General features: G+C 33.0%; 18 protein-coding genes. 6 read left to right on the forward strand and 12 right to left on the reverse strand.

Annotated elements, in window-relative coordinates:
• Positions 1-42: 42 nt before the first annotated feature.
• On the reverse strand, positions 43-591 hold the full coding sequence (locus tag V9L04_RS08925) for a hypothetical protein (protein WP_338793745.1): 549 nt from the start codon (positions 589-591) through the stop codon (positions 43-45).
• Positions 592-917: 326 nt separating this feature from the next.
• On the opposite strand from V9L04_RS08925, the gene gltB reads away from it, so the two are divergent.
• The 3 genes from gltB to V9L04_RS08940 all read left to right on the forward strand — a co-directional run bounded on the left by gltB (position 918) and on the right by V9L04_RS08940 (position 7,621).
• The gene (gltB, locus tag V9L04_RS08930) at positions 918-5,507 is read left to right on the forward strand and encodes a glutamate synthase large subunit (RefSeq protein ID WP_338793746.1); all 4,590 of its coding nucleotides are present in this window, start codon (positions 918-920) and stop codon (positions 5,505-5,507) included.
• Positions 5,508-5,692: 185 nt separating this feature from the next.
• Positions 5,693-7,198 carry a glutamate synthase subunit beta gene (locus tag V9L04_RS08935; protein ID WP_338793747.1) on the forward strand — a complete coding sequence of 502 codons (1,506 nt, stop codon included), beginning with the start codon at positions 5,693-5,695 and terminating at the stop codon, positions 7,196-7,198.
• A 231-nt stretch (positions 7,199-7,429) separates the two neighbouring features.
• Positions 7,430-7,621, forward strand: coding sequence for a hypothetical protein (locus tag V9L04_RS08940; RefSeq protein ID WP_338793748.1), 192 nt, complete (start codon positions 7,430-7,432; stop codon positions 7,619-7,621).
• Positions 7,622-7,687: 66 nt separating this feature from the next.
• On the opposite strand, the gene tsf is transcribed toward V9L04_RS08940, so the two are convergent.
• The 8 genes from tsf to V9L04_RS08980 form a co-directional block, all read right to left on the reverse strand.
• Positions 7,688-8,521 (reverse strand): translation elongation factor Ts, encoded by an 834-nt coding sequence (tsf, locus tag V9L04_RS08945; protein ID WP_338793749.1) that lies wholly within the window; start codon positions 8,519-8,521, stop codon positions 7,688-7,690.
• A gap of 210 nt (positions 8,522-8,731) precedes the next feature.
• A complete protein-coding gene (locus V9L04_RS08950) occupies positions 8,732-8,956 on the reverse strand; it encodes a hypothetical protein (protein WP_338793750.1) in 225 nt (74 codons plus the stop codon).
• A 271-nt stretch (positions 8,957-9,227) separates the two neighbouring features.
• A complete protein-coding gene (gene rpsB, locus V9L04_RS08955; RefSeq protein ID WP_338793751.1) occupies positions 9,228-10,031 on the reverse strand; it encodes a 30S ribosomal protein S2 in 804 nt (267 codons plus the stop codon).
• A gap of 274 nt (positions 10,032-10,305) precedes the next feature.
• Positions 10,306-10,695 carry a 30S ribosomal protein S9 gene (gene rpsI / locus V9L04_RS08960; protein WP_338793752.1) on the reverse strand — a complete coding sequence of 130 codons (390 nt, stop codon included), beginning with the start codon at positions 10,693-10,695 and terminating at the stop codon, positions 10,306-10,308.
• Positions 10,696-10,723: 28 nt separating this feature from the next.
• Entirely contained in the window at positions 10,724-11,173 is a 450-nt protein-coding gene (gene rplM, locus V9L04_RS08965) for a 50S ribosomal protein L13 (protein ID WP_338793753.1), read from the reverse strand.
• Positions 11,174-11,473: 300 nt separating this feature from the next.
• Positions 11,474-11,980, reverse strand: coding sequence for a GNAT family N-acetyltransferase (locus tag V9L04_RS08970; RefSeq protein ID WP_338793754.1), 507 nt, complete (start codon positions 11,978-11,980; stop codon positions 11,474-11,476).
• A 67-nt stretch (positions 11,981-12,047) separates the two neighbouring features.
• The gene (locus V9L04_RS08975) at positions 12,048-13,145 is read right to left on the reverse strand and encodes a glycosyltransferase (RefSeq protein WP_338793755.1); all 1,098 of its coding nucleotides are present in this window, start codon (positions 13,143-13,145) and stop codon (positions 12,048-12,050) included.
• A 162-nt stretch (positions 13,146-13,307) separates the two neighbouring features.
• The gene (locus V9L04_RS08980) at positions 13,308-13,811 is read right to left on the reverse strand and encodes a histidine phosphatase family protein (protein WP_338793756.1); all 504 of its coding nucleotides are present in this window, start codon (positions 13,809-13,811) and stop codon (positions 13,308-13,310) included.
• A gap of 302 nt (positions 13,812-14,113) precedes the next feature.
• On the opposite strand from V9L04_RS08980, the gene V9L04_RS08985 reads away from it, so the two are divergent.
• The 3 genes from V9L04_RS08985 to V9L04_RS08995 all read left to right on the forward strand — a co-directional run bounded on the left by V9L04_RS08985 (position 14,114) and on the right by V9L04_RS08995 (position 16,911).
• Positions 14,114-14,716 carry a sigma-70 family RNA polymerase sigma factor gene (locus V9L04_RS08985; RefSeq protein WP_338793757.1) on the forward strand — a complete coding sequence of 201 codons (603 nt, stop codon included), beginning with the start codon at positions 14,114-14,116 and terminating at the stop codon, positions 14,714-14,716.
• Positions 14,717-14,825: 109 nt separating this feature from the next.
• A complete protein-coding gene (locus tag V9L04_RS08990; RefSeq protein ID WP_338793758.1) occupies positions 14,826-15,815 on the forward strand; it encodes a hypothetical protein in 990 nt (329 codons plus the stop codon).
• Positions 15,799-16,911: a DUF4097 family beta strand repeat-containing protein gene (locus V9L04_RS08995; protein ID WP_338793759.1), complete on the forward strand. Its 1,113-nt coding sequence runs from the start codon at positions 15,799-15,801 to the stop codon at positions 16,909-16,911. The genes V9L04_RS08990 and V9L04_RS08995 overlap by 17 nt, the downstream gene beginning before the upstream one ends.
• A gap of 106 nt (positions 16,912-17,017) precedes the next feature.
• On the opposite strand, the gene V9L04_RS09000 is transcribed toward V9L04_RS08995, so the two are convergent.
• The 3 genes from V9L04_RS09000 to V9L04_RS09010 are packed head-to-tail and all read right to left on the reverse strand — an operon-like array spanning position 17,018 to position 22,408.
• Positions 17,018-18,091 carry a hypothetical protein gene (locus V9L04_RS09000; protein ID WP_338793760.1) on the reverse strand — a complete coding sequence of 358 codons (1,074 nt, stop codon included), beginning with the start codon at positions 18,089-18,091 and terminating at the stop codon, positions 17,018-17,020.
• Positions 18,092-18,095: 4 nt separating this feature from the next.
• Entirely contained in the window at positions 18,096-19,874 is a 1,779-nt protein-coding gene (locus V9L04_RS09005) for an HSP90 family protein (RefSeq protein ID WP_338793761.1), read from the reverse strand.
• A 14-nt stretch (positions 19,875-19,888) separates the two neighbouring features.
• A complete protein-coding gene (locus tag V9L04_RS09010) occupies positions 19,889-22,408 on the reverse strand; it encodes a hypothetical protein (RefSeq protein ID WP_338793762.1) in 2,520 nt (839 codons plus the stop codon).
• Between the last annotated feature and the right edge of the window lie 163 nt (positions 22,409-22,571).

The following is a 22,571-nucleotide window of genomic DNA, read 5'->3' on the forward strand; positions in this document are numbered from 1 at the left end:
TTTTTCTATAAAGTAGTTTAAATGAAATAGGAATATATGTATTTACATTTTCTCTTTTATTAATTCTTTTCCAAATGAATCAGTATTGAATATTTTATTTACTAAACTATTCATCTTATACGTATAATCAGTAATTTCATTTGGAATATCTTCTGATTTACGAAAATCCATTGTGAATTTATATGTCTGATTTTCTATTGTGGTAAATTCAAAATAAATACCACATCCATCAGTATAATCTGGATAACCATACATTTTTTCTTTATTCTCATATAGAATAGATGGAAACGAATGAAGTACAGCATAAATATTCTGTTTGTTTTGCTTACTTTTTACTTCATTTAAAAATTTTAAATTACCTGTAAAATAACTATTGCTATAATCAGAATACATCAAAGTATCATTCTCAGACAATGTAAATTTATACATCAGAGTGCAAATGCCTCTACATTCTCCACAAAACCTGCCAAATACATATTCTTTTATGATTTGATTATTTGCTGTTTCTAATTTATCAGCTTTTTTAGCTTCCCTACAAGACAATGATAGTAGTATTAGAAATAGATAGATTAAGACAATTTTGTATCTCATATTTTATTCCTATTAGCATTGCAAAAAATAGGTTTTCAGATAAATATCTTTGTAAGTAGTTTGTCTAACCAAACTATTGACAAAGTTTAAAATAACTTCAAAAATAGCTTTCCTACAAATCTAAGAAACCAAAACTACAAGAGAAAATAAAAAGTAATCAAGAGACACTAAAAAGACAATCCTTGATTAATTCAAAATAATTCACTAACTTCATAAGAATTTTCAATGGAAAATTTTGACTTTTATTAAAAATGCAATAACAAATACACACAAATTATACACACACCAAAATAACATACAATAGAATGAACTAAAAATATACAAAATTGAAAACTGAAGGATTATACGACCCTAGTTTTGAACACGATGCTTGTGGAATTGGATTTGTAGCTCATATAAAAGGACGCAAATCGCACCAAATTATAGAAGATGCCATCAAAATGCTCACACGCATGGAACACCGAGGAGCGTGTGGATGCGAAGAAAATACAGGAGATGGAGCAGGTATTTTGATACAAATGCCTCACAAGTTTTTTTTAGATGAATGTACAAAATTAGGTTTTACTTTGCCTCCTTATGGCGAATATGGCGTAGGAATGGTGTTTTTCCCACAAGATGCCGAACTAAAAGAAGAGTGCCGAACTATTCTTGACAGAAAAATAAGACAACTTGGTCTTGAGCTTATCGGCTACCGAAAAATACCCACCAACAACGAACAAATAGGAGAAAGTGCCTTAGCAGAAGAGCCTGTCATGGAGCAAGTTTTTATAAAACTGTCTCCCACTATTTCAGAACCTTCCTATGCTTCCGATGATAATAGTGCTATTTTTTTTGAGAGAAAACTCTTTGTCTTACGCAATTATGTCACTAGAGTTATCAACGAGAGCGTACAGGGAGTAGATAATAATTTTTATTTTGCGTCCCTTTCTTACAAAACTATTATTTATAAAGGTCAGCTCACAACTGGACAAGTTCGTCCTTATTTTCCTGATTTGCACAATGAAAATGTCGTTTCTGCCCTTGCCGTCATTCATTCTCGTTTTTCTACCAATACTTTTCCTTCTTGGAAACTAGCGCAGCCCTTTAGATATATTGCTCACAATGGTGAAATAAATACAGTTAGAGGAAATGTAAATTGGTTTCAAGCCTCTGAAACAGAGTTTGAATCTGAATATTTTACAAAAGAAGAATTAGACATGCTTCGTCCGATTTGTGGTCTGTCGCAGTCCGATTCTGCCAACTTAGATAATGTTATCGAAATGTTGGTTTTGAGTGGTCGTTCCCTTCCTCATGTCATGATGATGCTTATTCCAGAAGCGTGGGACGGAAATGAACAAATGGAAAAAATGCGTAAGAAGTTTTATGAATATCACGCTTCATTAATAGCACCTTGGGATGGTCCAGCTTCTATTACATTTACAGATGGAAAAATTATAGGTGCAACTTTAGACCGAAATGGTTTGCGTCCGTCAAGATATTGGGTAACCAATGATGACAGAGTAATTATGGCATCAGAAGCAGGTGTATTAGACATTGACCAATCTACCATTATCTCAAAAGGACGGTTACAACCTGGGAGAATGTTTATTGTAGATATGGAACAAGGCAAAATTTTGAGTGATGAAGAAGTAAAAGCCAAAATTTGCTCTCAACAACCGTATGGCGATTGGCTCAAAGAAAATAAAATTAAAATAAAGGAAATTGTAAAACCTGCCAGTAGATTTGTGCCTTTGACAAACAAAAATCTTATAAAAAGACAGATAGAAGCAGGTTATACGTCGGAAGATTTGAAATATATTATTGGAGCAATGGCAACTTCTGCCAAACCGTCTTTGGGTTCGATGGGTTTGGATACTCCTTTGGCGATTTTATCCGAACAAAGTCAGCACCTCACAAATTATTTCAAACAATTATTTGCTCAAGTAACCAATCCACCAATTGATTCTATTAGAGAGCGAAGTGTAATGTCATTGATTTCGTATGTCGGAACTAAGCAAAATTTGCTTACCGAAACGGCAAAACATTGTCATACGCTAGAACTTCCTCAACCAATATTGAACAATGATGATTTAGAGAAAATTAGACATATCGACAACAAAGGTTTTCAGACCAAAACTATTTTCACCTATTTCAAAGCAGATGCAAAAGCTGGAATGTTGGAAAGAGGTTTGGACAGGATTTGTAAGTATGCCGAAGATGCCGTAGAAGATGGTTTTTCGATTATTATTCTGTCCGACAGAACTTCCGATTCTAGTCATGCACAAATTCCGTCGCTACTTGCTATGTCGGCAGTTCATCATCATTTAATTAAAAAAGGACTTCGTGATAATATTGGATTGATTACTGAAACAGGCGACGCTTGGGAATCGCATCATTTTGCTACTTTGATTGGTTATGGTGCTTCTGGTGTGAATCCTTATTTAGCTTTGGAAACAATTTCCTATCAAAAACGAAAAGGAATGTTAGATACAGACCTTTCAGAAAAAGAATTACAGAAAAATTATATCAAAGCAGTAGGAAAAGAATTACTAAAGATTTTTGCCAAAATGGGAATTTCTACGCTGCAATCGTACCAAGGAGCGCAAATATTCGAAGCTCTAGGAATTGATAAAGAAGTGATTGATAAATATTTTACAGGAACAGTTTCACGTATTGGAGGATTAAAATTAGATGATATTGCAAGAGAAGTTTTGGTTCGTCATCAAATGGCTTATCCTTTTCAACCTGCACCAAAATTGCGTTTGGAAGTAGGAGGAATTTATCAATGGAAACAACGAGGCGAAGAACATATTTTTAATCCTCAAACCATTCATTTACTTCAAGAATCAACCAAAAGAGAAGATTATCAATTATTCAAAAAATATACTCGTTTAATAGACAACCAAACTGAAAAAGCACTGACATTGCGTGGAATGCTCAAATTTAAGGTAGCAAAATCGTCTCCACCAATTCCGATTGAAGAAGTAGAACCTGCTGAAAATATCTTTAAACGATTTGCAACAGGTGCAATGTCTTTTGGTTCGATTTCTTGGGAAGCACACACTACACTTGCCATTGCCATGAACCGAATAGGAGGAAAAAGTAATAGTGGAGAAGGTGGAGAAGACTCAAAACGCTATGAAAATTTAGAAAATGGCGATTCTATGAATTCGTCTATCAAACAGGTTGCTTCTGGTCGTTTTGGCGTAAATAGTTATTATTTGAGTAATGCTACCGAAATTCAAATCAAAATGGCGCAAGGCGCAAAACCGGGGGAAGGAGGACAGTTACCAGGGCATAAAGTGGATGATTGGATTGCAAAAGTTCGCTACTCAACACCAGGAGTAGGTCTGATTTCTCCTCCTCCTCACCACGATATTTATTCGATTGAAGATTTGGCACAACTTATTTTTGACTTGAAAAATGCAAATCGTCATGCTAGAATTAATGTAAAATTAGTTTCAGAAGCAGGTGTCGGAACTATCGCAGCAGGAGTGGCAAAAGCTCATGCTGATGTTGTTCTTATTTCTGGTCATGATGGTGGAACAGGTGCTTCTCCACTTAGTTCGATTCGTCATGCAGGACTTCCTTGGGAATTAGGAGTAGCCGAAACGCATCAAACATTAGTCAAAAATAAATTGCGTAGCCGAATAACTGTACAAGCAGACGGACAAATCCGAACAGGAAAAGATTTAGCTGTTGCAGCCTTACTTGGTGCAGAAGAATGGGGAGTAGCAACGGCAGCACTTGTAAGTACAGGGTGTATTATGATGCGAAAATGCCATCTCAATACGTGTCCTGTTGGAGTAGCTACACAAAGAAAAGAATTACGAGCTTTATTTACTGGAAAGCCAGAATATGTAGTCAATCTTTTTAAATTTTTGGCAGAAGAACTTAGAGAAATTATGGCAGAAATGGGTTTCAGAACTGTCGACGAAATGATAGGACAAAGCGATCGTTTGGCTATCCGAGATAACATCACACATTGGAAACACCAAAATCTTGATTTATCAAAAATTTTATATCGTACACCTCAAAATTCAGAAGTAGGTTTGTTCAAACAAGAAGAACAAGACCACGGAATAGACAATGTATTGGATTGGAAAATGCTGAAAAAAGTAAAATCTTCTATTGAGAGTTTAGAAGCTATAAAAATAGATTTCAAAATTCAGAATACAGACCGTGCCGTTGGTGCGTTATTGTCCCACGAAATTTCCAAAAAATACGGTTTACAAGGACTTCCAAAAAACACATTGCACCTAAAATTCAAAGGAACAGCAGGACAAAGTTTTGCAGCTTTTGCAGTAAAAGGAATTATGATGGAAATAGAAGGAGATGCAAATGATTATGTCGGAAAAGGACTTTCAGGTGCAAAACTCATTTTTTATCCAGACCGTAAATCGACGTTTGTTCCAGCCGAAAATAGCATTATCGGAAATGTAGCTTTTTATGGGGCAACTTCTGGAGAAGCCTATATTAGAGGAATGGCAGGAGAACGTTTTGCTGTCCGTAACTCAGGTGTAAAAGCCGTCGTAGAAGGAATTGGCGACCACGGCTGCGAATACATGACAGGTGGTTTGGTTATTAATTTGGGCGATACAGGACAAAATTTTGCAGCAGGAATGAGTGGAGGAGTAGCTTATGTTTGGAATGAAAAAGGCAACTTCAAAGAAAAACTCAATTCCGAAATGGTAGAAATAGAAAAGCTCACTAGCGAAGACGAGAATATTATTAGAATGTACGTAGAAAATCATCTTCGTTATACAGAATCTTTACTTGCTAAAGAAATACTCAATAATTGGGAAAGTTCTATTGCTCACTTTATCAAAATAATGCCAGTTGATTTCAAACGAGCTTTGTTAGATAGAAATATTACTTTACTGCAAAAACTTGATGATAAAGATGATAAAGTAGCCGACAGTTTCCAACTGTCGTAAATATTGTGTGTTCAGTTCCTCCGAACTGAACAAAACGCTTCCTCAGAAGCGTGATTTATAAAAGCATTACGCTTCTGAGGAAGCGTAAAAGTTCGTTTTTGAGAAAACGAACACACATTCCTAAAAAAACGAGCCATTGTCGGTGTCCCCACCGACGACCTTTACAATAAAAAATTAAGACTAAAATGGGAAAACCAACAGGATTTATAGAATTTACAAGAGATATACCCACCAAAAGAAATGTACATGAAAGGGTAAAAGATTATTTAGAAGTAGAAGAAACACTTTCTAAAGAAAAAGCAGTAGAACAGTCTTCACGCTGTATGGATTGTGGCGTTCCTTTTTGCCATAGTGGTTGTCCGTTGGGCAATATTATTCCAGATTTTAATGATGCAGTCTATCAAAAAAATTGGGAATTAGCGTATGATATTCTTATTTCTACCAATAACTTTCCAGAGTTTACAGGAAGGATTTGTCCTGCGCCTTGTGAATCGTCTTGTGTTTTGGCAATCAATAAACCTGCTGTAGCCATAGAGGCGATTGAGCGATTTATTATAGAAAAAGCATTTGAAAAAGGTTATGTAAAACCAAGAATTCCACAAGTAAGGACAGGAAAAAAGATTGCTATTATAGGTTCAGGACCAGCAGGACTTGCAGCAGCTTCACAACTCAACAAAGCAGGACATACCATAACAGTCTTCGAACGTGCCGATGCTATTGGTGGATTGCTTCGCTATGGAATTCCTGATTTTAAATTAGAAAAAAATGTCATAGACCGTCGCTTGAAAACAATGAAAGAAGAAGGGATTATTTTCAAAACAAATGCAAATGTAGGTGTAAATGTGCGTGTAAAAGATTTGATGGAAGAATTTGATTCTATTTTGCTTTGTGGTGGTTCGACTGTTCCTAGAGATTTGGATATTAAGGGACGAGAACTAAAAGGAGTACATTTTGCAATGGATTTTTTGAGTCAGCAAAACAAACGAAACGCAAAAAAGACCATCAAATACGACCACGCAGGAAATACCTATCAACAAGGCGAAATTTTAGCAACCAATAAAAAAGTCGTTGTCATTGGAGGAGGAGATACAGGTTCGGATTGTGTAGGAACTTCTAATAGACAAAAAGCAGCATCTATCACTCAAATAGAAATTATGCCAATGCCTCCTCAAAAAAGAGCCAAAAATGTTTCTTGGTTAGATGTACCTATGATGCTCAGAACATCTTCTTCTCATGAAGAAGGCTGTGAACGTACTTGGTCTATTCTTACTAAAGAATTTATAGGTAATGAAAAAGGCGAACTAATTGGAATAAAACTGGTGGATATAGAATGGAAAGAAAAAGATGGAAAAATGGGTTTTGATGAAAATTTAAGTACAGAAAGAATCATTCCTTGTGATTTGGTGCTTTTGGCGATGGGTTTTCTACATCCAGAACGTGCCGAAATGCTAGAAGAATTAGGTGTTTTATTAGACGAAAAAGGAAATATTCAAGCACAAAATTACCAAACTCAAAACCCTAAAGTATTTGCAGCAGGAGATATGAGAAGAGGTCAATCGCTTGTTGTTTGGGCAATTTCAGAAGGGCGTGAAGCTGCTCGTCAGATTGATTTACACTTAATGGGACATACTGAGTTAGAAGCAAAAGCAGTTTCTAGGTTGGATACTCAACACAAGGTAGTTGTTGGGTAGGTTATAATCTGTATTTGTGTAGACATTGACAACGAATAAGATTTAGTTAATCAATTTTTTTGCGACAATTAATAATAAAGGTTATCACAGTTATTTTTGTATAACAGTCTTCCAGACTGTTGAATTTGATAAAATACTGTTTCTGATGTTCAGACTGGAAGTTTGAACTACCTTAATATAAATCAGGTTTAATAATCTAACGTATGGATGGAAATAACAATAATATACCTTATGAAAAATATAACTTTATTCTTCTTTCTCCTTCTATTATCCATTCAATTCTCTTTGGCACAATCTGAAAGTAATTCTAAAATAAAAATAGACATACTTACCAAAGAAGAAAATCTACCTTGGTTAGAAGACTTCAAAACATTGGAAAACAAAGCAAAAAAAACACTAAACTTTAAAAGTCTAGTGTTTTAATTATATAGAATTTGTATCTAAAAGATAATTTGTGGTTGTTGGTGTCTCCACCAATGACTTTAGAAATTATTCACCAACAGATACACGTTCGAATGCTTTAATTTCCATTCCTTTTCCTTCATTTTTTACATACTGAGCAATTGTAACTTTAGGGTCTTTTACAAATGCTTGGTTCATAAGAGTATTTTCTTGAAGATATTTCTTAACATAACCTTGAGCGATTCTGTCTAAGATATTTTCTGGTTTGCCTTCTTCTCTTGCACGTTCTACGCCAATAGCCATTTCACGTTCAGTAACTTTAGGATCAACACCATCTTCATTAAGAGCAACAGGGTTCATAGCTGCAATTTGCATACCCAAATCTTTTCCGATAGCATCATAATCAGCACTTCCTGCATTATCCATTGCTACCAAAACACCAACTTTACCGTTTGAGTGAATATAAGCAGCTAATTTATCAGCCGAAAGATGACTATAACCTACAATAGAAATTTTTTCGCCCATTTTACCAACAAAGTCAGTAATTTTAGACTCAAGTTTTTGTCCGTCTATTTCTAAAGCTAAAAGCTCTTCTGAAGTAGTAGGTTTCTTACTAGCTGCAAGTTGAGCGATTTCAGTTCCTAATTTTACGAATTCTTCATTACGAGCTACAAAGTCAGTTTCACAACCTAATCCTACGATTACGCCTTCTGAATCATTGTTAAAAATTTCGATAAAAACTGCCCCTTCTGAAGTATCTCTATCAGCACGTTTTGCAGATACTTTTTGTCCTTGTTTACGTAAAATATCTACTGCACCATCAAAATCACCATTAGATTCTGTAAGAGCTTTTTTGCAGTCCATCATTCCTGCACCTGTCATTTCACGAAGTTTTTTTACATCACTTGCCGTAATTGCCATAACTATTGTATGTTTTGTGTTCTTAGTAGAACGGAATTAAAAACGAATTAATAAAAAAAGAGCGATTAGTAGCTACAAAGTTACGAATCACTCTCTTATTTATGAATTAGTAGCACCAAAATTTAAGAAAATAAAAGAGGTAAGTTACTAATTATATGAATTTGTAATCTGATATATCAAATTACCACTCTTTATGAGTAATAGATACAATTAAGCAAATGTAGAATTTACAAAATCAGTATCTTCTTGTGAATTCTCACGACCACGGTAAGAATTAGCAAGAATAGTTTTGAGGCGATTGAGTTCTTCACGAGCTGCATCTAATCCTTCAGAAGGACGTTCAGATTTTTTCGTTTTGAAAAAGTCTGACTGCATAGTTTTTAGCTCACTGATACGCTTCTCAATCTTTAGTTTGGTCTTTGTTTCGAAAGCCATAGTGATATAAGAATTAACGACTTCAATTATAAATGATAAGTGGTAAATTATAAGTTAAAATACTCACTATTTCATTTCTTGAAATCTGTTTTGATAAAATCAATTTATATTTTAAAGTAATTTTAACCAAACCTATAAGGTTTTCATAAACCTTATAGGTTTAACTAATCTACTTTTCTTTGTCTAGTTTATAGTAGAATAACAATGAAGAATAGAAAACAAAATGAGAAGTTAATTCATCATTCATAATTTACCATTCACAATTCAAAAATTATTCTTCTTCGTCAGCATTTGCTTTCGAAGCTACAGCTTTAGCAGGTTTTTTACCTTCATCAACTGCACGTTTTTTGTTTTCTTCTTCTTGTAATTTAGCTTGGTCACGCTCTTCTTTGCGTTCAGCCAAACCTTCTTCTATTGCTTTACCAATGATAGAAGTAAGAAGTAAGATAGATTTGTAAGCATCATCATTTGCAGGAACTGCATAATCAACGATGTTTGGATCTGCATTCGTATCTACGATTGCAAAAACAGGAATGTTAAGGCGTTTTGCTTCTTTGATAGCAATGTGTTCACGAACAACATCAACAACAAAAAGAGCAGAAGGCAAACGATTAAGGTCTGCAATACCACCTAATACACGCTCCAATTTCTCTTGCTCACGTGAAATCATTAGTCTTTCACGTTTTGCTAAGTTTTTGTACATATCACTCTTAATCATGCGCTCTGTTGATTGCATTTTCTTGATAGACTTACGTACAGTAGCAAAGTTAGTGAGCATTCCACCCAACCAACGATCTGTAACATAAGGCATATTAAGGCGTTGTGCCTCTTGTGATACTACTTCTTGTGCTTGTTTCTTAGTAGCAACAAACATAATTTTTTGTCCTTTACGAGCCAATTCTTTGATGGCTTCGGTAGTACGTTCTAGACTGGCGAGAGTCTTATTAAGGTCAATGATGTGGATACCATTGCGCTCCATAAAGATGTAAGGAGCCATTTTTGGATTCCACTTGCGTTTCAAGTGACCGAAATGCACGCCTGCGTCCAAAAGGTCTTTATATTCTATTTTGTCCATAGTAATTTTTTACTCTGTGAGGAGAATGTAAATCAATTTCGAAACTTTGGTTCTTTTTTCTGTACAATTTGTAAATTTTTATCAGACGCTTCAAAGTGTCTGACAAGTACAAATATTTTGTAGAGGCGAGAACCACGCATTCGGGATTATTATTTTTAATAAAAAAAGGAAGGTTAAGAATTCTATTTATTTCAAAAATGCCTTTTGAGAAATTTGAAAAAATAGTTTTTTCGAATAAATCTGTAAATACAGAGTTGTCCAAAAAAGATAATTCTTAACGCTTGCTGAATTGGAATCTACGACGTGCTTTTCTACGACCGTATTTTTTACGCTCAACCATACGAGGGTCACGTGTCATGAATCCTTCAGCTTTAAGTGCAGGACGAAGCTCTGCATCATATTCTACTAATGCACGAGAAATACCAAGACGAACAGCACCTGCTTGTCCTGTAATTCCACCACTAGCTACATTAACGTTTACATCAAAAACACCTACTTTGTCAGCTATAACAAAAGGTTGGTTGATGATAATACGTAAGATTTCTGTTGGGAAGTAGTCTTCTATAGTACGACCATTAACAGTAATTTTACCTGTTCCTGGTTGCATATATACACGAGCTACTGCCTTCTTACGTCTTCCGAGGGTGTGAAGAGTTGTACTCATTTATAAATTAAATGGTTTAGATTGACCTTTAGAATTTTACTTCTTTAGGTTGTTGTGCTTCGTGAGGATGCTCACTTCCTGCATGCACAAACAAATTACGGAATAACTCACGTCCTAAACGGTTGTGAGGCAACATACCTTTTACTGCATCTTCTACAAGTTGTGTAGGCTTACGCTGTAAAATTTGGCGTGCTGAATAAATTTTCTGACCACCTGGATAACCAGAGTGAGTAATGATCTTTTTGTCGTTCCACTTCTTACCTGTAAGGTGGATTTTGTCGGCATTAATAACGATTACACTATCGCCACAGTCATTGTGAGGAGTGTAAGATGGCTTGTGTTTTCCACGCAAACGTTTCGCTATTTCACTTGCCATACGACCCAAAGTTTGTCCTTCAGCATCAACAATGAGCCATTCACGGTTCTCTTTGCCTTGTTCTGCTGTAACAAACTCAGTTTTGTAACTAAGTGAATCCATTTTTTTGGAAATTTATTGAAAAGAAATTTAAGTTACGAATTACGAATTATGAATTACGAAACAACTATTCTGATTATAATTTATTTGTAATACCAATAATACTTTATTCAATAAAAAATATCTATTCAAATTGCTGTAAAAATTTAACTAATTTCTGTCAAAATCATTCAGTATCAAGGCAATACATTTTCTTAAAGTAAGAATACGTAAAAACTTATTACTGCTATTTTAATAGGTCTGCAAAATTAGAGGTTTTCTTGTTGATTTCCAAATAGTTGTAGAAATTTATTGATTATTAATTTATAAACTGTAATTCTTCAAGTCTAATTGCATCTTTATATTTGCACGCTGATAAAGTCCTTCTTCTAATGGAATTTCTTCGAAACCTATTTTTTTATACAAATGAATAGCTGATTGAAGCTGAGTATTGGAATACAGGATAATTGTAGAAATAGAATTGTTTTTTGCAAAATCTAGACAATGTTTTACTAATAATTTACCTATTCCATTGCCTTGTTCTTTGCTGGTAACAGCCATTTTACCCAGTTCAAAAATAGTATCAGTCTTTTTTAATAATGAAGCAGTTGCTATAATATTTTCACTTTTCTCATTTTTAATTTTTACAAAAAAGATATAACCTCCTTTGTCAATAATTTCTTTTTTAGGATTTGAAAGTGAAATTATATCCCCTTTTTCTAATTTGAAATACTTTTCAAGCCATTCATAGTTTAGTTTTTTGACCCACTCACTCAAATTATCATCATAATCAATAATCTCAATTGTTTTTTTATTGCTTTCTAATGTCATAGCTAATAGAACTTAAAGTGATATTTTATTCAAAAATTCTTTCTAAAACTAAAAATAATATTTTCAATCAGCTAAATAAGTCTAAAAAATTCTCCTTATTAGATTGTACAGAATATTCATTTTGGATAGTTTGTAATGCTAAAATTCCCATTTCTTGTCTTTTTTGTGGATTTTCTAAAAGAAAAGATAGATATTCTTTCCATTCAGTTTCTGTATCAGCTAAAAAACCATTTTCATTAGTTGCCTCTTGATTAATGATTTTTTTATTGACACCAATCGGAGAAATCACAGCAGGAACGCCCAAAGCCATATATTGCAAGGCTTTAAAACCACATTTCCCTTCTGCCCACGCATCAGCTGTAAGTGGCATTACTCCAATATCTAATTCTGATAAATCTTTTATTTCTGTTTCTTTATTCCATTTTACAAACTCAAAACTTTTCAAATTATTCTCTGTGTCCAGATTTGGGTTTTGATTGCAGATAACACGAAACACAAAATCATGTTTCTTTTCTAATTCCTTTAAGATAGGAATAATCATTTCTAAATAAATCAGTGTAGAGTGCGAACCTGTCCAGCCAATAATCGGTTTTTTGTTTGGATTGTGTTGGTGTAAAATATTGTGTTTTTTTTCTAAATCAATCGTGGTTGGGTTTAAAATAGCTTTTATCGTAGAATTTGCGAAGGCATTAGCATTCTTTTGTAAATATTCATTTCCGACACTTATTTTATAAGCCCACTTACAAATTGTTTTTACTTTATCAGGAGATTTGAAAAAAGCAGCTAATTTGTTTTGAGAAGATGTAGCATGAATCCATATTGCATCATCAAAATCATAGATAATTTTTCTATTAAAAACTTTTGTCAAAATCCATTCTACAAACGGAAAACCAACAGGCGTAGCTTCACGATACACAAAAACAAAATCTGCATTTCTAGCTTTCCAAATATGAATAAAGCGTCTTAAAAAACCTTTCAAAACACCTATTATTTTCTTGAATGTATGTCCTTTTTTATATAGAATTTTGTTTGTTTCTTCATCTAAAAAAGACAATAATTCATATTCAAAATTATTTTCTTCAAGAATATCCAAATACTGTTCGTAACGAAATCGCTGACCAGGGGCAATGTCGTAAGGATAAGGAACAAGAAATTTGATTGTCATTTTTTTCATTGATTTTTGGAATGCAATTTTAAACACAGAGTTCACAGAGAACATGGAGAATGAGAATACAAATTTAAATACTAAACTTACCAATGCCATTGAAAACTATGGTACAACCAAATAACTATGCCGTTGTTGGTGTCTCACCAACGACATACAAACCTAGCTCATTTTATACTTTTTAGGATATTCAAAAAAACGAACTCTTCCAGAATGTCTTGTTACTTCACTCCACGAATTTACATCAAAATCCAAACAATATACTCCACTTGTAGGCATTTCTTGTACAGGTTCTTCTGCCAAAAAATCTACCAAACCACTAAAATCAGGATTATGTCCGACTAAAGCCACTGTATTTTTTGTATCTAAAAGTGTGTTTATAATTCTCATGTGGAAAGGAACGCCTGTAAAATAAAGGTCGTCTGTCAAATGAACTTGACTTTCCATAAATCCATAGACATCAAAAAAAATCTTTTGGGCTGTTTTCTTTGCTCGTTTGGCAGAACTAGACAAAACTAAATCTGGAATAATATTTTTTTCAAATAAAATTTGCCCCATCAAAGGAGCATCATTTTTTCCTCTTGTATTTAATGGTCGTTCACGGTCTGGCAAAGTTTCATCTTTCCACGAAGATTTGGCGTGTCTTATAAGTATAAGTGTCTTCATTAACTTCTGATTCTATTATTATTGCTTTTATTTTTTGAAAAACTGAATTCAATAAATTTTTTACAAAGATAAGAGTTTTTTGTAGCAACGATTGCTACTGGTAGGATTACCTGACTATTATCAATGTATTTATTTTTTGATTTATTTCTCTTTTTTTTCAGATTATTGCAACCTTTATTTTTTTGTCTTGTCTTTCATAGCATAAGAGATAACAAAAACGATTTGAATATCTCTACAACAACAACTAACGAAAAATAGTATTTTTGAATAAAAATACTATTAGAATAATCGCAATTACTTAAATGTCTAACCCAACTGTTGATACTAATTACGAAGAACCTAATGCCGAACTTATTGAGAAAGTTCGATTAGGAAGTCAGAAGGCGCAATACCAACTCTACGAAAAATATGTACGAGCAATGTATCATGTCTGTGTCAGGATTGTGGGCAAAGGACACGAAGCAGAAGAAGTATTGCAAGATGCTTTTGTGAGAGCATTTATGCGTATTGAAGAATATCGTGGTGATGCAGCTTTTGGAGCTTGGCTCAAGCGCATTGTTATAAATACTTCAATTAATTTTCTTCAAAAAAAGAAGATTGATTTGGTTTCTTTGGATGAAATACTTGTCGAACCAGCCATTGAAGAAGATGAAAATTCTGAAAATGACTTTGCAGAAATGAATATTCAAACAGGAATTTCTGAAAAAATCACCAAGCATAATTCGGAAGTCAGCCGAGTAAAAGAAGCTATCAATAAGCTATCCGACGGTTATAGAATCGTCTTGAGTTTATATCTTTTTGAAGGATACGACCATGAAGAAATTGGAGAAATATTAGGAATTTCTAGTTCTACTTCAAAATCACAATATAGTAGAGCAAAAAAGAGATTAAGAACAATGTTATAAAAAGTTGTCAGTGGGAATACTGACAATGACTTAAAAATTTTATAAAAATACTTGCCGTTGCTTGGTGTCCCCACCAACGACAGAAACAATACTAAAACAGCATGTAAAAATGGCAACTAATAAAAAAAATACAGAAGAAAGACAGCTTGATGAGCTTGAAAAATTCTTACTTACTCATCGTAGCAAACTTCAGAAAGAAGAACAAAAATCAATCGACGAACAGTTTGATGCTTCTTTCTCTATGGAAAAAAACTTTTTAGCTATTCAAGCCAAACTCAAAAACGAACAAGCAAGTCGTTTAGAGCCTAGAAATATCATAGAAGAGAAAGCTAAAAAATTGATGCAAATCAATACAGAAGAATCAGAGGAAGACAAAGCCAAAAACTGGGTCAAACCTTCTCCTATTTCTTCTGAAATAACTAAAAGTGTCAAAATAGGGCAGACAGAGATAAAGAGAGACATAAATAATTGGGTTAAACCTTCGCCAGTTACTTCTCAATATTCTTCTCATGCTTCATCTGCTTTAGAAACAAGAAATCAAGGGAATAGTCCAGCAACAAAAACAGTTTCTCTTCGAAAATTTTGGACAGTTGCAGCTTCTCTAACAGCTCTTTTGGTTACTACTTTTATGTATAATATGGATACTATAAGTATGCTGACAGAAGAAAATGAACAGTTGATTTCTATGTACGAAGAAAACGGAATGAGAGGTTTTGAAGAAAACTTTGATGAAGATTTTGAGGGGAATAATGGACAAAATTATGCTCAAAGCGTTTCTTTACCTGCTGAACTCCTAGAAGCTGAAAATTATTATACTTCTATTATTGCAAAGGAAAAGAAAGAACTCAAGAAAAAAGATACTGAAAACTGGGTAACTCCCGAAACTATCCAAACTTTAGATGAATTGGATGAAGCCTATAAAGTAATGAAAAGTGACCTTTTGGAAGAGCAAAATTCAAAAAAACTTGTTGATGAAATGCTTAATAACCTAAAACTACGCAAGCAGATTTTAGATGAAAGCATACAAATCTTGGAAAATTCAAACTCATCTGATTCAGAAACCAATAAAAATAATAAAACAAATGAAAAATCTATATAATAATTCTTTAGCTATTGTCTTTTCTATTTTACTGATTTTTTCAGGAATTTTAATTTCTGTTTCAAATGCAAAAGCAGAAGGCAAAACTCCTACCCAAAGTCCAAAAGAAGAAAAGCAAAAGGTTGTAAAAGCTACTTTTAAAGTCAATCCAAAAGACTTGCTTAATATTTCTAATAAGTATGGAAATATAAACTTTACTAATCATGACAAAAGTGAAGTTTCTGTTCAAGTTACCATTTTAGCTTGGGCAAGAAGTGACAAAGAAGCTCAAAAGATTTTGGATAGAATTAGTATTGAGCAAGATAATGACTCTGAGAGTATTCATTTTGAAACTCAAATTGAAGAGTCAAGAGGAGGATATAGTTCATCAAATAGAGAAGGTTTTGAAATAAACTATGAAGTTAAAATTCCTAAAAATTTGAATATAGATGTAGAAAACAAATTTGGCTCAGTAACAATTGGCGATCTGAATGGCAAATTAAATCTTGATTTAAAACATGGAAACTTTAATGCTCATAATCTTTCAGGAATGCGTCATGCAATCAGTGTTAGTTTTGGAAACCTATCAATCAATGAAGTAGGTTCAGCAGATGTAGAAGTGGCTCATGGAAGTCTCAACATTGATAAAAGCAACACAGATTTGAAGATTGAAAGTAAGCATTCCAATGTCAGAATCGATGAAGCCAATAGTTTGGAAATAGAGGCAAAACACGGAAATATGAGAATAGGAACAGTTTCAAAAATTACAGGAGAAAATAGTTTTGGAGGAATAGAAATCAGAAAAGTATTGAAATCTGCTGTTCTACAACTCAAACATGGAAATTGTGAGTTAGAGCAAATAGCAAAAGGATTTGATAAAATAGAAGTAGAAAATGCTCACGGTTCAATAGAATTACGTTTTGATTCGGATGCTAAATTCCAATTTGAAGCTAGAACAGAACACGGAAGTATCCGAAACTCAATGCGAAATACTACCATTCAAAGACATGAAGAAGACACACACGATAAAATATTAGAAGGAAAAACAAACGGAGGTGGAAGTGGAAAAGTTCGTGTAACTAACCAACACGGAAGCATTCGTTTAGAAGAGCGTTAGTTTGAAGTAAGAAAAAAATAAACTGAAATAGTTTTATTTTCTCTTCATTGAGATTCAAATTCGGTAGGCATTTTATGCTTACCGAATTTTTTTTCTTTATATTTTTCTAAAATTCTTTTAGATTATTATCTAAATGTAAAAGAATTTTTTCATCATTTTCTACACTGGCAAACTTTTCTAAAAGTGCTTTTGCTTCATTGTAGTAATAATTATACAAATCTTCTTTTGAATAAATATTATCCGAATTATAAAAAGACAGCCATTCGGGAAGTTTAATACTAATAGTTTCTTTATCAGTATTTTTCAAAATACCTAACATATTCAAGAAAATGTTATAGCTTGAAAACTCATTTGTTGCCTGACTAGGATAAAACTTTTCTAATAAGCTCCACGCTTCATCATTATCAACTTTGCTATAATAATAAGCGAAAAGTATTAAGTATTCAAAATTACGTGGAATGTATTCATGTTCTTTGAAAAGTTGGTGCATTCCTTTTTCTACATACTGTTTGGCTTCCTCCAAACGATTTTCTTTAGTCAGTTCTTGAACCAAATTGCCATAACTGACAATTGGAACACGAGCGCAAGTTTCTTTTTCAGTCAGAATATCATTTCCATCTGCTTTCGCTTTATCTATCGAACCAAAAGTAAGATTGTAATCAAAATCTGAATTGAGTTCGCAGGCTTTGCAATCACTCATATCATCAGAAGGCGTTGAATCTCTTATTGCTTTATATTTCTTTGCTTTTTCCTCCAACTCAAAATAAGTATAAAAACGATAATAATCTTCATATACAGGACGTAAAGAATAATTATTTCTTTCCATTCTCATCGAATAATCTTCTATAATTTTATCTTTTTGTGCTTTAGAAATACTCGGGTTTTTAATAACATAATTAATCATCCATTTGTATTGCCACAAAAAGCTAGACTCATCAACAATAGCTGGGTCTTCTTCATACGCTCCAATAATCCAACTTATTGCTTCATAGGAAACCATTTTACTAGGCAAATAATCTAACTCTTCTTGCATCATTTCTAGTCGCAAATGTATTGACCATTCGGTGTCGTGATTGCTATCTGAAATAGTAATGGCTTGTTGTAATAATTTTACTTTATCTTGTGGAAGCGTAAGTTCTTCCTTTTTGATGAGTAGTTTCTGAATTTCTAATCCGTACATAATTTTATTTTAAAGTGTTTTTAGTAATCGTTAAGAGAGACAGATTCAATACTTCCATTTCGTGTTTATTGATAGGAAACTGACCCAAAAATAAAGATTGTATATAGAGTGTTTTGAGAAGTGGCGCAAACAGCTCTTTGTCGTGAGCTTGCAATAAAGTAGCTACCATTGTATTATTGAGATTCAAACAAAGTGTAGGTTTTGCCTTTTTCTCCGACATATCCAAAATAGAAGCAAATGGATTTTTACTATCTTTTGCTAATTTTTGAGTTTGATAATTTGCCATACTTTCTTCATCAGAAACAAACAAAACAGGCAAATCAGCAGGGAAAAATTTCTTCAAAGCTACCTCACAAAAATAAGGTTGCATAATCTCAGTAGCTTTATTTAAAAATACTTGATGCTCTTTAATCTCTTCTTCAGATAATTCTTCAAAATCATTCAATACATCAGATGGCGAAATGGTTTTGATGTCTAATTTTGGATACTTTTTAATGATGCTTTTCATTAAGTTTTCTTCAAAACTATAAGCTGCATTAATCACAAAAATATCTTTAGAGTTAGCCAGACGACGAATTTGCTTAAAATCTTCTAGTGAAGTGGTATAAGTAATCGCCTTGATATTTTTCTTTATCCATTCAAAATTCTTTCTGCCTTTATTGGTTTCAAAAATCAAATAATTGATAAATAAATCTAATAAAGTTTCATCTTCATTTGCCAACATCTTGATAGATTGGTAATGAGGCTCAAGAATTTTGACAAACTCATTTGGATTGTTTTGAGAGAGTTCTTTAAAATAATTCTTTAAAGAATCATTCAATAAATCTTTACAAATCTTGAAGGTTGTATCATGAACAAAATCTTCCCTTGATGCTGTCGGAGTTAGCTCATTAATATTTACAATAACCTTGATAAAAAATCCCCATTTTGGCAATAAATCTTCAATTTTTTCAGAAAGCAGCATTCTCTTTACAAAAACTTTACTTTCTGTTTTAGAATTGAGATGCAACTTCTGAGAGCTAATAAACGCACTTCCTTGAAGTCCTAATTCATCAATTTTGATAGGAAAAGCAGTTAAAAAATCTTGATTAAATTCCGTTTTTCCATATTCTAATAATTGCTCTTGCGTAGCTCCCTCTTGCAACCAAATAGGCGTTTGAGGATTGACAATAGTATGTTGCTGCTCACCATTTTTTTCATTCGTTGTATAAAAATGAATTGGATAAGGCAATGCTTCTCCATAATGTTTCAACAATTCTAAGAGCGTATTTTTTAGAAAATAATAGCGCATTTCTGGCTTTGCTTCCAAAATAACGGCTGTTCCTGTTGGTCTTGATTCGGATAAAATATTGATTTTGTAAGTTCCATCAGCTTTAGCAGTCCATTGATAGGCATTTTCATCAGCTTCTGATTTTGTCTGAACAATAACTTCATTACTGACCACAAACGCAGAAAGCAAACCTACCCCAAACTTTCCAATAAAATTTTCTTTGACATGAGAATGCCTTTTGGAACTCTCTCCGATGATTGCCAAAAAATTATGAATTTCATCTTCTGTTAGTCCGATTCCATTGTCTTCTACAATCAGTTTTGCTGGGTTTTGATTGAGCAAACGAACTGTTATTTTGCCTTCTGCCTTTGCATCATACACTTTTTTTGCTTCAATAGCATCGACAGAGTTTTGTAATAACTCACGCAAAAAAACATTAGGCGTAGTATAAATATGTTCAGATAAAAGGTCAATAATTCCTCTTAAATCTACTTTGAATTTCAAATTTTCCATATAATAAAATTAGATTATTTTCTTTTGTTTCTAGCAGGATTAATAATGCGTGCAGCTCCTTTGTGTCCATTTTCGGCTGCTTTTGTAAACCATTCAACAGCTAATTCAGTATTTTCTTCTACACCATTTCCAACTAAATACAGATTTCCTAAATCATATTGAGCAGGTGCATAATCTTCTTGGGCAACTTCTTGAAGATATTTTGCTCCTGTTTCTACGTTTTTGTCTGTTCCTTTTCCATCTAGGTAGGCTTTGGCTAGTTGATATTTTGCAGCATTGTTATATTCTGCAATACTTTCAAAAAGTTCGAAGGATTGAGTTTCATTCTTTGATGTTCCATCTCCTTCTAAATAACACATTCCTAAATGATATTTTGCTAAAATATCGCCTTGTTCATGTCCTTGTTTGAGAGCTTGGTAGGCTTTATCCAAATTTCTTTCTGTGCCAATTCCATATTTGTAACACATTCCCAAACCATAATTGTAATAGCCAAATTCAGCAGCTTTTACATAATATTCAAATCCATTTTCTTCTTTACTACCTTCTGTCTCCTGCCAAAATTCCATATTTCCCAATGGAATATTAGCATATTGATAATTATTATTAACAGCCAACTGATAGTATTTTTTTGCTTCTTCATTATTTTCTTCTACTCCAAAACCACTGTAATAATAAAGTCCTAATTTATACATTGCATAAGGAGCATTTGCATCTTCTACAGCCTTTTTCATATATTCAAAAGCCTTTTCAGGATTTCGCTCATCTGTGTTGGCTTCATAATAAAGAGCAATATCGACAGCAGCATCAAAAATTTCATTTTCTAAATCTTGATGCAACATTTCAAGACCTTTTTGTGTATCTATTTCTATTCCATTTCCATACAAAGTTGCCTTTGAAAGTTCGTAATGAGCAACTGGATAATCAAGGTTGGCAGCAACTGTAAAATGATGTATTGCTTTTTCAAAATCAGGCTCTTCATTCTCTGACAAAACACCATCTCTATAGTAAAGTCCCATTCTGTAATGTGCATACGGATTATTATTTTCAGCTACACTTTGATAGGCTTCAAATGCTTTCTGATAATTTCGTTCTACTCCAAAGCCTGTTTCATAACAAAGTGCCAATTCTATTTTTGAAAAATCAGAATTAAAAATTTCTATTCCTTTATTGATATAAGCAAGTGTTTTTTCAGGATTTGGTTCTACTCCCACTCCCAAACGATAATATTTACCAGCTATTTCAATTGCTTCCACAGAATCTAACTCTGCACCTCTTTCATACCAATACAAAGCCTTTTGATAATTAGGAGAATTGTCGTCACTAAAAATACCATTTTGATATTCTCTGCCTAAATAAAATGCTGCATATCCATATCCTTTTTCTGCGCCTTGTTCTAAATAGTTTAGTGATTTTTGAGCATCTTTTGCTATATTTTCTCCTATCATCAACTGATAAGCTAGTTCTACGTATGCAGGAGGATGGTTTTCTTTGATGTTTTCTAAAATAGAAATTCCTTTTTGCTTGTATTCCTTATTAGATTCTGTATTGAACTTTTCATTGAATAAATACAGTTTAGCCAACTCATAAGATGCGCTAAAATTGTTAAAAGAAGATGTCTTTTCTAAAATTGCTTGTCCTTTATCTATATCTCTAAATTCATCATTATAAATTAGAAAAGTTCCCAAAGTCAGTCCTGCATAAGAAGCTCCTTTTTTAAATGATTTTTCTAAAAGCGAAATACTTTTCTCAAAATCTGGTTGTATTTCTTCATTACCATACAGATAAAATCTACCCAATAAATAATAAGGATGAGAAGATTGGTTTAATTGAACAGCTTTTTCTAGAAATTCAATAGCTTCTTTTGTTTGATTTTTCTGTAAAGCTAACTCGGCTTTTAGCGTATAGATAGAAGAAGCTAGATAATTATTTTCAAAATCTTGAATTTCATTTACTATGCTTTCAGCAACTTCAGCATTACCATCATAAAACAATAAAAATGCTTTTGTAAAAGCTCCATTTATAGGATTTTTGAGTATTGCTTTATCAGCATAATCAAAGCCTTTTTCTTTATCTTGTTCGACTCCTTTTGATTGAGAACCAAAATAATATTGATATGCCAAAATACTCATTCCCAAATCATTTCCTTTTTCGGCTGCTTCTGTTGCGTAGTTGATTACTTTTTCAAAATCACTTAACCCGAAACGAGCATCTCTATAAAAATGAGCTGCAATAGCACGAAATTCAATATCATCTTCAAAAAATGAAGTTAAAGCTGCTGTAATTTTTGAAAAAATAATTTCATATTCTTCTTTATCCAAAACAAACATGGCTTCATCTTCTCTGCTCTCCCTAAACATCAGTTTAAAAGTATCTTTTACAGCTTTTCTGTAAGCTACGTCTTTAGTATTTTGGGTAATATTTCCCATAAGAGTATGCCAAGATTCAATATTTTTATTCTTGATTTCTGTTTGTAAAGTATCTAAATCAGAAGCAGAAAATGGTAACAAAGAATCTGTGTACTTTGAAAGAATCATATTTTTTTTATTTGGTGATTAATTAAGTTGTAGGAATTATAAGCTCAGTTTTTTTATTACGTTTTATTGGAATAGATAACTGATTTCAACGTTTGTCTTTTAGAAAAAGTTCTAAATTTACTTATTTTTGTAAATGTAATTATTTTCAGATAATTAGCAATTA

This window comes from Bernardetia sp. MNP-M8 (genome assembly GCF_037126285.1).
Classification (GTDB): domain Bacteria; phylum Bacteroidota; class Bacteroidia; order Cytophagales; family Bernardetiaceae; genus Bernardetia.

What these genes read in the sequence shown, in the direction of transcription:
- V9L04_RS08925 (WP_338793745.1), bottom strand. Translation starts at nt 591, where the DNA reads ATGAGATACAAAATTGTCTTAATCTATCTATTTCTAATACTACTATCA.
- V9L04_RS08935 (WP_338793747.1), top strand. Translation starts at nt 5,693, where the DNA reads ATGGGAAAACCAACAGGATTTATAGAATTTACAAGAGATATACCCACC.
- V9L04_RS08940 (WP_338793748.1), top strand. Translation starts at nt 7,430, where the DNA reads ATGAAAAATATAACTTTATTCTTCTTTCTCCTTCTATTATCCATTCAA.
- tsf (WP_338793749.1), bottom strand. Translation starts at nt 8,521, where the DNA reads ATGGCAATTACGGCAAGTGATGTAAAAAAACTTCGTGAAATGACAGGT.
- V9L04_RS08950 (WP_338793750.1), bottom strand. Translation starts at nt 8,956, where the DNA reads ATGGCTTTCGAAACAAAGACCAAACTAAAGATTGAGAAGCGTATCAGT.
- rpsB (WP_338793751.1), bottom strand. Translation starts at nt 10,031, where the DNA reads ATGGACAAAATAGAATATAAAGACCTTTTGGACGCAGGCGTGCATTTC.
- rpsI (WP_338793752.1), bottom strand. Translation starts at nt 10,695, where the DNA reads ATGAGTACAACTCTTCACACCCTCGGAAGACGTAAGAAGGCAGTAGCT.
- rplM (WP_338793753.1), bottom strand. Translation starts at nt 11,173, where the DNA reads ATGGATTCACTTAGTTACAAAACTGAGTTTGTTACAGCAGAACAAGGC.
- V9L04_RS08970 (WP_338793754.1), bottom strand. Translation starts at nt 11,980, where the DNA reads ATGACATTAGAAAGCAATAAAAAAACAATTGAGATTATTGATTATGAT.
- V9L04_RS08975 (WP_338793755.1), bottom strand. Translation starts at nt 13,145, where the DNA reads ATGACAATCAAATTTCTTGTTCCTTATCCTTACGACATTGCCCCTGGT.
- V9L04_RS08980 (WP_338793756.1), bottom strand. Translation starts at nt 13,811, where the DNA reads ATGAAGACACTTATACTTATAAGACACGCCAAATCTTCGTGGAAAGAT.
- V9L04_RS08985 (WP_338793757.1), top strand. Translation starts at nt 14,114, where the DNA reads ATGTCTAACCCAACTGTTGATACTAATTACGAAGAACCTAATGCCGAA.
- V9L04_RS08990 (WP_338793758.1), top strand. Translation starts at nt 14,826, where the DNA reads ATGGCAACTAATAAAAAAAATACAGAAGAAAGACAGCTTGATGAGCTT.
- V9L04_RS08995 (WP_338793759.1), top strand. Translation starts at nt 15,799, where the DNA reads ATGAAAAATCTATATAATAATTCTTTAGCTATTGTCTTTTCTATTTTA.
- V9L04_RS09000 (WP_338793760.1), bottom strand. Translation starts at nt 18,091, where the DNA reads ATGTACGGATTAGAAATTCAGAAACTACTCATCAAAAAGGAAGAACTT.
- V9L04_RS09005 (WP_338793761.1), bottom strand. Translation starts at nt 19,874, where the DNA reads ATGGAAAATTTGAAATTCAAAGTAGATTTAAGAGGAATTATTGACCTT.
- V9L04_RS09010 (WP_338793762.1), bottom strand. Translation starts at nt 22,408, where the DNA reads ATGATTCTTTCAAAGTACACAGATTCTTTGTTACCATTTTCTGCTTCT.